This window comes from Citrobacter freundii complex sp. 2024EL-00216 (genome assembly GCF_043945515.1).
Lineage (GTDB): Bacteria > Pseudomonadota > Gammaproteobacteria > Enterobacterales > Enterobacteriaceae > Citrobacter > Citrobacter portucalensis.
Genome location: NZ_JBIMRA010000006.1, coordinates 204,113 through 215,835 on the forward strand (window position 1 = coordinate 204,113; position 11,723 = coordinate 215,835).

10 protein-coding genes are annotated in these 11,723 nt (G+C 53.2%); 5 read left to right on the forward strand and 5 right to left on the reverse strand.

Translation table 11 applies throughout. The features are described from left to right. Positions 1-45 precede the first annotated feature (45 nt). The gene (locus ACHHZ7_RS10215; protein ID WP_060683161.1) at positions 46-1,566 is read left to right on the forward strand and encodes a PAS domain-containing methyl-accepting chemotaxis protein; all 1,521 of its coding nucleotides are present in this window, start codon (positions 46-48) and stop codon (positions 1,564-1,566) included. 53 nt (positions 1,567-1,619) lie between these two features. On the opposite strand, the gene ACHHZ7_RS10220 is transcribed toward ACHHZ7_RS10215, so the two are convergent. Continuing rightward, entirely contained in the window at positions 1,620-2,303 is a 684-nt protein-coding gene (locus ACHHZ7_RS10220) for a PadR family transcriptional regulator (protein WP_164091703.1), read from the reverse strand. Between the two features lie 235 nt (positions 2,304-2,538). On the opposite strand from ACHHZ7_RS10220, the gene ACHHZ7_RS10225 reads away from it, so the two are divergent. Beyond that, complete coding sequence (locus ACHHZ7_RS10225) at positions 2,539-3,312, forward strand: siderophore-interacting protein (protein ID WP_060683162.1); 774 nt, start codon at positions 2,539-2,541, stop codon at positions 3,310-3,312. On the opposite strand, the gene ACHHZ7_RS10230 is transcribed toward ACHHZ7_RS10225, so the two are convergent. Further along, complete coding sequence (locus ACHHZ7_RS10230) at positions 3,313-4,161, reverse strand: AraC family transcriptional regulator (protein WP_003828520.1); 849 nt, start codon at positions 4,159-4,161, stop codon at positions 3,313-3,315. Positions 4,162-4,228: 67 nt separating this feature from the next. Here ACHHZ7_RS10230 and cfa point away from each other — a divergent pair, with 67 nt between their 5' ends. Beyond that, positions 4,229-5,383, forward strand: coding sequence for a cyclopropane fatty acyl phospholipid synthase (gene cfa, locus ACHHZ7_RS10235; protein ID WP_048225647.1), 1,155 nt, complete (start codon positions 4,229-4,231; stop codon positions 5,381-5,383). A gap of 138 nt (positions 5,384-5,521) precedes the next feature. Here cfa and ACHHZ7_RS10240 read toward each other — a convergent pair whose 3' ends face one another. Further along, entirely contained in the window at positions 5,522-7,180 is a 1,659-nt protein-coding gene (locus tag ACHHZ7_RS10240) for a glycerone kinase (protein WP_060683163.1), read from the reverse strand. A gap of 562 nt (positions 7,181-7,742) precedes the next feature. On the opposite strand from ACHHZ7_RS10240, the gene ACHHZ7_RS10245 reads away from it, so the two are divergent. Next, positions 7,743-8,840 (forward strand): glycerol dehydrogenase, encoded by a 1,098-nt coding sequence (locus ACHHZ7_RS10245; protein ID WP_003024745.1) that lies wholly within the window; start codon positions 7,743-7,745, stop codon positions 8,838-8,840. A 91-nt stretch (positions 8,841-8,931) separates the two neighbouring features. Further along, positions 8,932-10,857 carry a dihydroxyacetone kinase operon transcriptional regulator DhaR gene (dhaR, locus tag ACHHZ7_RS10250; protein ID WP_060683164.1) on the forward strand — a complete coding sequence of 642 codons (1,926 nt, stop codon included), beginning with the start codon at positions 8,932-8,934 and terminating at the stop codon, positions 10,855-10,857. Here the strand turns inward: dhaR and ACHHZ7_RS10255 are convergent. Continuing rightward, positions 10,835-11,365 (reverse strand): cob(I)yrinic acid a,c-diamide adenosyltransferase, encoded by a 531-nt coding sequence (locus ACHHZ7_RS10255; protein ID WP_060683165.1) that lies wholly within the window; start codon positions 11,363-11,365, stop codon positions 10,835-10,837. The genes dhaR and ACHHZ7_RS10255 overlap by 23 nt on opposite strands. Next, on the reverse strand, positions 11,366-11,719 hold the full coding sequence (locus tag ACHHZ7_RS10260; RefSeq protein ID WP_060683166.1) for a glycerol dehydratase reactivase beta/small subunit family protein: 354 nt from the start codon (positions 11,717-11,719) through the stop codon (positions 11,366-11,368). Positions 11,720-11,723 lie beyond the last annotated feature (4 nt).

Genomic DNA, 11,723 nt, shown 5'->3' on the forward strand with positions numbered 1-11,723 from the left:
AAGCCGAAAGAGTTAACAACCAGATAACCTGCACAGGACGCAATCATGTCTTCTCATCCCTACGTTAGTCAGCAAAATACACCGCTGGATGATGATATCACCCTCATGTCTACCACCGATTTACAAAGCTATATCACCCATGCGAACGATACATTTGTCCAGGTCAGTGGCTATCAGCTGAATGAATTGCTCGATAAGCCGCACAATCAGGTTCGTCATCCGGACATGCCAAAAGCGGCGTTTGCGGATATGTGGTACACCCTGCAGCAGGGCGAGCCATGGAGCGGGATTGTGAAAAACCGGCGTAAGAATGGCGATCACTACTGGGTGAGGGCCAATGCGGTACCGATGGTGCGGGAAGGACGCGTGACCGGGTATATGTCGATTCGTACCCGGGCTACTGAAGAGGAAATTGCGGCGGTAGAGCCTTTATATAAAGCGCTGAACGAAGGACGTTGCAACCGACGTATTCATAAAGGGCTGGTGGTACGCAAAGGCTGGCTGGGTAAACTGCCGGCGATGCCGATTCGCTGGCGGGTGCGCAGCGTGATGGCATTCATGTTTGTCCTGCTAGCGGTCGCATTGCAGCAAATGGGCGCCGAATGGCCGTTACAGCTGATGAGTGCATTGGTGATGCTTTTTGGAACGGCTATTTTCGAATGGCAAATTGTGCGTCCTATTGAGAATGTCACCCGTCAGGCGCTGAAAGTGGCGACCGGTGAGCGGAACAGCGTGTCGCATCTTAACCGTAGTGATGAACTGGGCCTGATGCTACGAGCAGTGGGCCAACTTGGATTAATGTGTCGTTGGCTCATTCACGACGTCTCCAGCCAGGTGAGTTGCGTGCGCAGCGACAGCGAAACGCTGGCGAAAGGCAGCGACGATTTAAACAAGCATACGCAGCAGACTGTCGAGAACGTGCAGGAAACGGTGACCACCATGAATCAGATGGCGGCATCGGTGAAACAAAACTCAGAGACCGCCGCCGCTGCCGATAAGCTCTCTATTGCCGCCAGTAGCGCGGCAACGCACGGCGGTGAGGCGATGGATACCGTCATCAAAACCATGGACGATATCGCCAACAGCACCCAGCGGATCGGCACCATTACGACGCTGATTAACGATATTGCCTTCCAGACCAACATTCTGGCTTTGAATGCCGCTGTTGAAGCCGCGCGGGCGGGCGAGCAGGGGAAAGGGTTCGCCGTGGTGGCGGGAGAAGTACGTCATCTTGCTAGCCGTAGCGCCAGTGCAGCCAATGATATTCGCAAGCTGATTGATGCCAGCGCTGACAAGGTGCAGTCCGGATCTGACCAGGTTCACGCCGCAGGACGCACGATGGACGATATTGTGGCGCAGGTGCAAAACGTCACTCAACTGATCGCCCAAATCAGCCACTCCACGCTGGAACAATCAGACGGTCTTTCCAGCCTGACCCGCGCGGTGAATGAGCTGAGCAACATTACACAGAAAAACGCCGAACTGGTTGAAGAGAGTGCGCAGATTTCCGCGATGGTGAAGCATCGCGCGGGTCGTCTGGAAGATGCGGTTACGGTGCTGCATTAATACTAAAAATACAGGCGGAACGTTGGGCATACGGGTTCCGCCTGCTGTGCAGATTAATCCAGCTGAGTAATATCCAGTGCAGCGCGATCGATAATACCGATGATTTTTTTGATCTGCGCATCGCTGGTATCACCATGATTGACGCGTAGATCCAGCACGGCTTTGAAGTTTTCCAGCGCGCGTTTCATCTGTGGATTTTTGCGTAATTCAAAACCCACGCAGCGGGCTTTAATCCGTTCGTGGATATGTTCCAGATGTTCACGGTTCTCATCCAGCCACTGCTGGCCCTGAGTCGTGATCGCAATCTGTTTACGCCCACCTTCCTCGTCGCTGACGGTGATCAGTGCCTGATCCTGCAAGAAATCCAGCGTTGGATAGATAACGCCCGGGCTTGGGGTGTAATTACCCTGGGTCAGGGTTTCAATCGCTTTAATCAGCTCATAGCCGTGGCTGGCGTCGCGGGTCAAGATATCCAGAATCACCAGGCGTAATTCGCCGTGGCCGAAGAACCGCTGACGACGACCCCCTCCGCCGCCACCACGACCGTGGCGATGTCCGCAACCCTGCTCGTGGTGATGTTCTTTGTTACAGCCTTCATGGCGATGTTCTTCACCTTTGCAGCAACCTGCATGGTGCTCGTTGTGGCGGCCTTCATGGTGATGTCCTTCACCCTTGCAGCAGCCTTCGTGTTGGTGCTCAGTGTGCTTACAGCAACCTTCATGATGGTTTTGCATCATCGTCTCCTGATGTTATTTAGATATATCTAATTTATATCTAAAAATTATCAGTTTGCAAGTCTACAAATTATATTCTGTATAACATGATGATTATTAACTGTTTTTATGTGGTTGTGATAGCGGGGTAATCATAACTCAACTATATCAAAAAGTGCTTGCAATCTTTTTGATTAGCAATCATTATCATTTGAAAATGAGTTTAGATATATCTTATTATTTTCACGAAGGCGAAAAAATGACAACAAACACCTCACGCTACCCGCAGCGCGTTCGCAATGAACTTCGCTTTCGGGAACTTACTGTCCTGCGCGTAGAGCGTATTAGCGCGGGCTTTCAGCGTATTGTACTGGGCGGTGACGCGCTGGACGGTTTTAGCTCACGCGGCTTTGACGACCATACCAAGGTCTTTTTCCCTGAACCGGGCAGCAACTTTGTACCACCTGTCGTCACCGATGAAGGCATTGTCTGGGCGGACGGTGTACGTCCGCTCTCCCGTGACTACACGCCGTTGTATGACGAAGCGCGCCATGAGCTGGCACTGGATTTCTATATTCATGACGGCGGCGTGGCAAGTACGTGGGCGATGAATGCCCGTGAGGGTGACAAGCTGACGATCGGCGGGCCGCGCGGTTCTTTGGTGGTGCCAGAGGATTATGCGTATCAGGTTTACGTGTGTGATGAGTCGGGAATGCCCGCGTTGCGCCGACGCCTGGAGTCGCTCAGCCGTTTGGTGGTACGTCCGAACGTCACGGCGCTGGTTAGCGTGCAGGATGCAGCCTACCAGGACTATTTTGCCCATCTCGACGGATTTACTCTTCAGTGGTTTATCGGCCATAACGAGCAGGCGGTGAATGAACACTTATCGCGGCTAAGCATGCCCACAGACGATTATTTCATCTGGATCACTGGCGAAGGAAAGGTGGTCAAAAACCTGAGTGCTCGTTTTGAAACCGAGGCGTTCGATCAGCAACGGGTTCGTGCAGCGGCTTACTGGCATCAACGCCGTTAATCAGTAATTAGAGGGCGGAACGCCAAACGCCTGGCGGAATGCGTAGCTAAATGCCGCGGTACTTGAATACCCAACGTCGAGTGCCACGGCGGTTACGCTTTTATTTTTCTTCAGCATTAATACCGATTCAAGTATTCGCATTTTTTGCTTCCAGACGCTGAAGGGCAATCCGGTTTCTTTTTTGAAATGACGTGAAAAGGTACGGGCAGACATACCCAAATGCTGCGCCCAGTATTCAACCGAATGCTCCAGTGCGGGGGATTCTTGTATTGTTCGGCAGACTTTGGTTAATTCGCGATCCTGCGGCCAGGGTAATACAAAAGCGACTTCCGGGAGTTGCAGAATAATATCGACCAGCACACTAACCAGCTTGCCCTCTTTTGACTGACTATCATAATGGCCTGAAATTGAATTAGTGGCGTAATGAATAAACTCTCTGGCGAAATCACTGATAGCCACTACTTTGCATTCATTGATGCTCTCTTCAAGAAAACCCGGTTTAATATCCAGATTTTCTAAATATACATCATCTAATGCCCAAACCGCATGCTCCGTATTATTTGGGATCCAGATGCCATAATGCGCCGGGATTATCCAGCACTTACCGGCAACATCAATGCGCATGCTGCCTTTGCGGGCGAAATGAAACTGCATAAAAGAGTGTGAATGCTGCGGTACATGGTGGTTGGCTTCCAGGACATAAGAGCGAAAGAATACGTCCTGCGGCAGTTCGGTCATGGAGTTATCCGGGAAGGAGTTCCACTGTTTTTGCGCGAGAGTTTCCATAAATGAATCGTCAATGCTCCCGATGGTGTGTCCGCTGCTCGATAGATCTTGTCCGCGGATCATAATACATACACTCTTTTTTCCATAATAATCTTGCGTAATAATTTTTAGCCCACTTTTGGTAAATACCATGAACTCGCTTTGTTCAGATGCTGTCATCGTCAATGAAACAAATGATAACTGGACCCGAATGGGAAAAGAGCTGCTTTCGCAAGCGGATATCAGAATTAATGGCTCGCGCGCCTGGGACATTCAACTTCATCATACTGGTTTCTTTAAACGGGTATTGCAACAAGGCTCATTAGGGCTTGGCGAAAGCTATATGGAAGGCTGGTGGGACTGCGAACGGCTCGATATTCTGTTCTGCAAAATCCTGAAAGCAAAACTCGACCAGCAGATGCCAGGTAATCTGAAAGATATTTTACGCATTGCCAGCGCACGCCTGTTTAATTTGCAGTCACGTAGCCGTGCATGGATCGTCGGTAAAGAACATTATGATATTGGTAACGATCTCTTTGCGCTGATGCTTGATCCGCATATGCAATATTCCTGCGGTTACTGGAAAGACGCGACCACATTAGACGAAGCGCAAAATGCCAAATTAAAAATGATCTGCGAGAAGCTGCAGCTTAAGCCGGGTATGCGTTTACTCGATATCGGTTGTGGATGGGGCGGGTTGGCAGAATATGCGGCGCGTCATTATGGCGTGGCGGTAGAAGGCGTTACCATTTCCAAAGAGCAGCAGAAAATGGCGCAGCAGCGCTGTGAAGGGCTGGACGTTAACATTCTGCTGCAGGATTATCGCGATCTTGATAAACACTACGATCGCATTGTGTCCGTGGGGATGTTTGAACATGTCGGGCCGAAAAACTACGACACCTATTTCAGCATCGCCGACCGTTGTTTAAAACCGGACGGACTGTTCCTGCTGCATACTATTGGCAGCAATAAAAAAGGGATGAGCGTCGATCCGTGGATCAATAAATACATTTTCCCGAACGGTTGCTTACCGTCGATTTCCCATATTGCCGAGGCCAGCGAATCACGGTTTGTGATGGAGGACTGGCATAACTTTGGCAGCGATTATGATAAAACGCTGATGGCCTGGCATGAGCGCTTTAATCAGGCCTGGCCGGAGCTGTCGTCACGTTATTCCGCCACCTTCAGAAGAATGTTTAATTATTATTTATGTGCCTGCGCCGGGGCTTTCCGCGCCAGAGATATTGAGCTTTGGCAGGTGCTGTTTAGCCGTGGCGTAGAGGGCGGGATCCGCGTTTATCGTTAACGCACTGCCGGATGGCGGCGTTGCCTTATCCGGCCTACAAAGGTTTGCACTCGCAGTACTCGTAGGCCTGATAAGCGCAGCGCATCAGGCATATCTTCGCCGGATGGCGGCGTAAGTGCCTTATCAGGCACTTATGGCTTAGCCCAATTCACTCTCTGCCAGCGCTTTAAATACCATCGCGACGGCATGCGCGCCGGGGTCCATATTTCCGAGCAGGCTTTCACTGCTCAGATACGATGCGCGACCCGCATTGGCTTTGCTCGACAAACAGGTTCGTTCGGCTCCCGCTTGCGCGGCGTCGAAGGCGGCCTGCAGATTTTGCGGCTGCGTGAGCAGCGAAGTCAGGGCCGGTTGCAGCGCATCAATCATGGTGCGATCGCCTTCGTCTGCGCCGCCGTAGAACTTCATCTGCGCCAGTCCCGTATTCAGGGCTTCGGCAACGTTAGCTCCCTGTTCCAGTTTCTGCCCCGCAGCGGTAAAGAAAATAGACATCAGCACACCGCTGGAACCGCCCATCACCACGGTCAGACGTTCGCCAATCAGCGCAAACAGCGTGGCAAGGTTATCCAGCGGCAACTGCTGACGATGCAACAGGCTGGCAATTTCCCGCGCGCCTGCGGCAAAGGTTGAACCGGTATCGCCATCGCCGACTTTGGCATCAAGCGCATTAAGATGGGTCTCCAGATCGGAAAGGGTTGTGGTGACAAGTTCCACAATCCCGGCCACCAGGGCGTTCGCCGAAGGCTGGAATTCCACGCGTGCGCTACGCTGAGATGACGGTACACAGCTGATTTCACGCGGTGGGACCGGCGTCGGCCAGTTACTGGTTTCCACCTCTGTGAGCAGCGCTTTTTCGATGCTCTCTTCCAGCACGATTGCCGTCAGTGAAAAGCCTTTCATATCCAGCGCGGTAACCAACGAGGCCGGGCCAATCAGCCAGTCGATACGCGGATGCAGCGGGCTGCTGGCCAGTTCGCGGGTAATGATGGCCATTTCGGCAACAGAAACGCCGCCAAGATTGTTAATCATCACCGCCAGACGGCCGGTTTCAGGCAGGGCGGCCAGCAGTTTATCCACCATCAGGTTCACCACCTGCGCACTGTTCTGGGTGTCGATGACCGAGGCGCCTGGTTCGCCGTGAATGCCCATACCCAGCTCCGCGTGGCCCGGATGATGACGTGGGGCGGCGTCGGTTTCTTGCGGCAAATGACAGCTGGAAAGCGCAACACCCAGACTGAAGGTGTTATTGGCCGCGTATTGCGCTTCACGCAGGACGGTGGCGAGGTTGTAGCCGCGTTCGGCAAAATAGCCCGCGATTTTATGCACCAGGATGGTTCCCGCAATGCCGCGCGGGTGCTTGTTATCCGGCAGGGAGATGTCATCGCCGACAATCAGCATTTCAACGTTGTAACCAAGGCGACGGGCTTTCTCGGCGGCAAGACCGAAATTAAGACGGTCACCGGTGTAATTTTTCACGATCAACAAACAGCCCGCCTCACCGGTTACCGCCTGAATGGCGGTCAGTACCGCATCTACGCTCGGGGAAGCGAACACGTCGCCACAGACTGCGGCGGTTAGCATACCTTTACCGATAAACCCAACGTGCGCGGGTTCGTGCCCTGAACCGCCGCCGGAAATGACCGCTACGTTATTTTTGTTGAGGTCACGACGGACCACGATGCGAATGGCCGGATCGCTTTCCAGACGCGCCAGGTTATTCCACGGGCTGGTGATAATCGTACCGTCGATGACGTCGCTCACGAGATGGGTGCGTTGATTAAAAAAGAATTGAGACATAACGGCTCCTTGAGGTTGAGTGTAAGACAAACCCCCGGAAGCATGGTCATGGTGCGGAGGCGATAGAGAGATTCTGGCGAAGTCAGCGTGGAAAAAAACAACGTTAAAATGAGTTTCATTACGGAACGTTGTTATTGTTTTTTGTTCCGAAATGAAACCTAAAAGAACGGTGAACGACCACAATGCGAGCTCGCTCGACTTTTTCCTCTCGCGATGAATGCAGGTCACACGGTACTGTCAGCTTTTTTTTTACCGGTATTTTGGCAAGTGAGTGGGTAAAAGAGAAAGTGAGATTCGTCTGTGCCGGAGATTTGGCGGCAAATGAACGGATCGGGATCGCAAACCTTATATTTTTTATGGTTAAGTGTTCCAATATGGAACATGTGTCGTTTTTATCTGTTTCATATCAGAACAAAAAGACGAAAGATTTTTTTGTGCACGCCTCGCCATACAGTTATTGCATCGCTCCGGTACCTCCCGTTTTCGCCGTCAGCATCAGGCTAAACAGGTTAACGCCAGGGCTCACCATGTAAAAACATGTACTTATTTGAGGATGAAAGGAATGCTAAAAGTTATTCAATCTCCAGCCAAATATCTCCAGGGTCCTGACGCTTCCACCTTGTTTGGTCAATACGCTAAAAATCTGGCGGACAGCTTTTTCGTGATTGCGGATGACTTCGTGATGAAGCTGGCGGGAGAGAAAGTACTCAACGGCCTGCACAGCCACGACATTAGCTGCCATGCGGAACGCTTTAACGGTGAATGTAGCCATGTTGAAATTAATCGCCTGATTGCCATTCTGAAACAGCACGGTTGCCGCGGTGTGGTTGGGATTGGCGGTGGGAAAACGCTGGATACCGCCAAAGCGATTGGCTACTACCAGAAGTTGCCGGTGGTAGTGATCCCGACTATCGCGTCTACCGATGCGCCAACCAGCGCGCTGTCTGTTATCTATACCGAAGCCGGTGAGTTTGAAGAGTATCTGATCTACCCGAAAAACCCGGATATGGTGGTAATGGACACTGCAATCATTGCCAAAGCGCCGGTACGTCTGCTGGTGGCCGGGATGGGCGATGCGCTCTCGACCTGGTTTGAAGCGAAAGCCTGTTATGACGCCAGAGCGACCAGCATGGCGGGCGGACAGTCCACGGTGGCGGCGCTGAGCCTGGCGCGATTGTGCTATGATACCCTGCTGGCGGAAGGCGAGAAGGCACGCTTTGCCGCGCAGGCCGGCGTGGTGACCGATGCGCTGGAGCGTATTGTCGAAGCTAACACATACCTCAGCGGCATCGGTTTTGAAAGCAGCGGTCTGGCAGGGGCGCATGCGATCCACAACGGCTTTACGATTCTGGAAGAGTGCCACCATTTGTACCACGGTGAAAAAGTCGCCTTTGGTACGCTGGCGCAACTGGTGCTGCAAAACAGCCCGATGGAAGAGATCGAAACCGTGCTGAATTTCTGTCAGAAAGTAGGCCTGCCGGTAACGTTAGCGGAAATGGGCGTGAAAGAAGACGTTGACGGCAAGATCATGGCCGTAGCAAAAGCGACCTGTGCAGAAGGTGAAACCATCCACAATATGCCGTTCCCGGTAACGCCTGAAAGCGTACATGCCGCTATTTTGACGGCAGACCTGCTGGGACAGCAGTGGCTGGCGCGTTAATCAGTCGTCGGTAGGTTTTTATCCGGCATCTTCTCCCCCTCTGACAGTCTCTGCCGGAGGGGTTGTCTATGGTTAAACAGCGGAAAGGGATATGACGGCGCACACGCATAGCATCGGGAAGGAAGTCTCTTCAGTCATTGCCCAGTCATGGCATCGTTGCAGCAAGTTTATGCAGCGGGAAACCTGGCAGGCGCCGCATCAGGCGCAAGGGCTGACCTTTGAGTCGATTTGTCGTCGCAAGACGGCGTTGCTGACGATTGCTCAGGCTGCGCTGGAAGATGCCTGGGAGTTTATGGACGGCCGCCCGTGCGCGCTGCTGATTCTGGATGAATCAGCCTGTATTCTCAGCCGTTGCGGCGACCCACAGACGGTGGAACAGCTGGCGGAGCTTGGGTTTCGCGACGGCAGCTACTGTGCGGAAAGCATCATTGGCAGTTGTGCGCTGTCGCTGGCGGCGATGCCGGGCCAGCCGACAAAAACCTCTGGCGATCAGCATTTTAAACAGGCGCTGCATCCGTGGTCGTTCTGCTCGACGCCGGTCTTCGATAACCATGGTCGACTGTTCGGCTCCATCTCGCTGTGTTGTCTGGTGGAGCATGAGTGCGTTTCTGATTTATCCCTGACGCTGGCGATAGCCAGAGAAGTCGGCAACTCTTTGCTGACCGACAGCCTGCTGGCTGAATCCAACCGCCATCTGAACCAGATGTACGGGCTGCTGGAAAGTATGGATGATGGTGTGATGGCCTGGAACGAACAGGGCGTATTGCAGTTCCTCAATGCGCGTGCGGCGCTGCTTTTGCATCTCGATGCGCAGGCCAGCCAGGGAAAAAATATTCACGATCTGCTCAATCTCCCCATGCTGCTGCGCCGGGCGATCAAACATGCCCGCGGCCTGAATCACGTCGAAGTTACCTTTGAAAGCCAGCATCAGTTTGTTGATGCCGTCATCACCCTGAAACCGATTGTTGAGGAGCAGGGCAACAGCTTTATCCTGCTGCTGCATCCGGTAGAGCAAATGCGCCAGCTGATGACCAGCCAGCTCGGCAAGGTGAGTCACACCTTTGAGCAGATGTCGACTGACGATCCGGAAACCCGCCGTTTGATCCACTTTGGACGCCAGGCGGCGAGGGGGAGTTTCCCGATCCTGCTGTGCGGAGAAGAGGGCGTTGGTAAGGAGCTGCTGAGTCAGGCCATTCACAATGAAAGCGAGCGCGCCAGCGGGCCGTATATCGCCGTGAACTGTCAGCTGTATGCCAACAGCGTGCTGGGGCAGGATTTTATGGGCAGTGCGCCCACCGACGATGAAAATGGCCGGCTGAGCCGTCTTGAACTGGCGAACGGCGGCACGCTGTTTCTGGAAAAAATTGAATATCTGGCGCCGGAGCTGCAATCCGCGCTGTTACAGGTGATCAAGCAGGGGGTACTAACCCGCCTGGATGCCCGTCGGTTGATTCCGGTGGATGTCAAAGTGATCGCCACCACCACGGTTGATCTCGCCAATCTGGTGGAGCAAAACCGCTTTAGCCGTCAGCTATATTACGCGCTGCACTCTTTTGAGATAGTGATCCCCCCGCTGCGGGCGCGGCGTAACAGTATTCCCTCGCTGATTTATACGCGACTGAATAGCCTGAAAAAACGCTTTTCATCCAGTTTGAAGATCGACGACGACGCGCTGGCTCAGCTGGTGGCCTATTCGTGGCCGGGCAATGACTTTGAGCTGAACAGCATTATCGAAAACATCGCCATCAGCAGTGATAACGGCCATATTCGGCTGAGCAATCTACCGGATTATCTGTTTGCCGAACGTCCTGGTCTGGATACGGCGTCTTCACTGCTGCCAGCCAGTCTGACCTTTACCGCTATCGAAAAAGAGGCGATTATCCATGCTGCTCGCGTCACCAGCGGGCGCGTACAGGAGATGTCGCAACTGTTGAATATCGGTCGCACTACCTTGTGGCGCAAGATGAAGCAATACGACATTGATGCCAGCCAGTTTAAGCGCAAGCATCTGGACTAGTTTCTTCAATTCTCGCCATCGAGAACAGCGCGTCCGACAGTCGGTTGATGTAACGCCTGGGTTCATCGCGTAACGTCAGCGTTCTGCTCATCGCGATAAGGATCCGCTCCAGTCGGCGGGTTAGGGTTCGCGCAACGTGTAGCTGTGCCGATGGCAGATTTTTCCCCGGAATAACAAACTCTTTGAGCGGGCCGCTTTGCGCCATATTGCGGTCAATAAGCTGCTCCAGCGCCTGAATATCCTCATCGCCAATACGCTGTTGTAAGCGAGCGAGTCCTGTCTCATCGCTGGCGAGTTCCGCACCCAGTACAAACAGCATCTTCTGTATGGCGTGCAGATCCTGGCGTAGCCCGGCCTGACGCGTGCTGGCATAGCAGACGCCAAGCTGGGAAATCAGTTCATCCACCGTGCCATAGGCCTCAACGCGGATGTCATCTTTGTCGATACGGCTGCCGCCAAACAGCGCGGTCGTGCCTTTATCGCCGGTTCGGGTGTAGATGCGGTACATTTATTTTATCTCGCTGAAGGGAAGTACTTTGACCAGTTGACCGGCATTGGCGCCAAGCATTCGGATCTGCGCAATTCCGGCGCGGATATGCCCACGGATCAGCGCCCGATCTTCGGGCAACTGGGCGTGGGTTAACGCAATATCACCCGTGGCGTTAAGACCCAGACCGACACGTAGCGTTGAGCTTTTGGCCGCAAGTTTGCTCAATGCCAGCGCGCAGTCATGCTCGTCGCAACAGATTGCCCGGCAAGGGACGCCTTGCTCTTCCAGTCCCCAGCACAGCTCATCAAGCACGCGAGTATCCTGCCAGCGTGAGTGATAAAACAGATGTACGCCCGGTGATGAAAGTGACATTGCG

Excerpts from the sequence above, each read along its gene's own strand:
- ACHHZ7_RS10245 (WP_003024745.1), top strand. The coding sequence starts at position 7,743 with ATGCTAAAAGTTATTCAATCTCCAGCCAAATATCTCCAGGGTCCTGAC.
- ACHHZ7_RS10240 (WP_060683163.1), bottom strand. The coding sequence starts at position 7,180 with ATGTCTCAATTCTTTTTTAATCAACGCACCCATCTCGTGAGCGACGTC.
- ACHHZ7_RS10225 (WP_060683162.1), top strand. The coding sequence starts at position 2,539 with ATGACAACAAACACCTCACGCTACCCGCAGCGCGTTCGCAATGAACTT.
- dhaR (WP_060683164.1), top strand. The coding sequence starts at position 8,932 with ATGACGGCGCACACGCATAGCATCGGGAAGGAAGTCTCTTCAGTCATT.
- cfa (WP_048225647.1), top strand. The coding sequence starts at position 4,229 with ATGAACTCGCTTTGTTCAGATGCTGTCATCGTCAATGAAACAAATGAT.
- ACHHZ7_RS10260 (WP_060683166.1), bottom strand. The coding sequence starts at position 11,719 with ATGTCACTTTCATCACCGGGCGTACATCTGTTTTATCACTCACGCTGG.
- ACHHZ7_RS10230 (WP_003828520.1), bottom strand. The coding sequence starts at position 4,161 with ATGATCCGCGGACAAGATCTATCGAGCAGCGGACACACCATCGGGAGC.
- ACHHZ7_RS10215 (WP_060683161.1), top strand. The coding sequence starts at position 46 with ATGTCTTCTCATCCCTACGTTAGTCAGCAAAATACACCGCTGGATGAT.
- ACHHZ7_RS10255 (WP_060683165.1), bottom strand. The coding sequence starts at position 11,365 with ATGTACCGCATCTACACCCGAACCGGCGATAAAGGCACGACCGCGCTG.
- ACHHZ7_RS10220 (WP_164091703.1), bottom strand. The coding sequence starts at position 2,303 with ATGATGCAAAACCATCATGAAGGTTGCTGTAAGCACACTGAGCACCAA.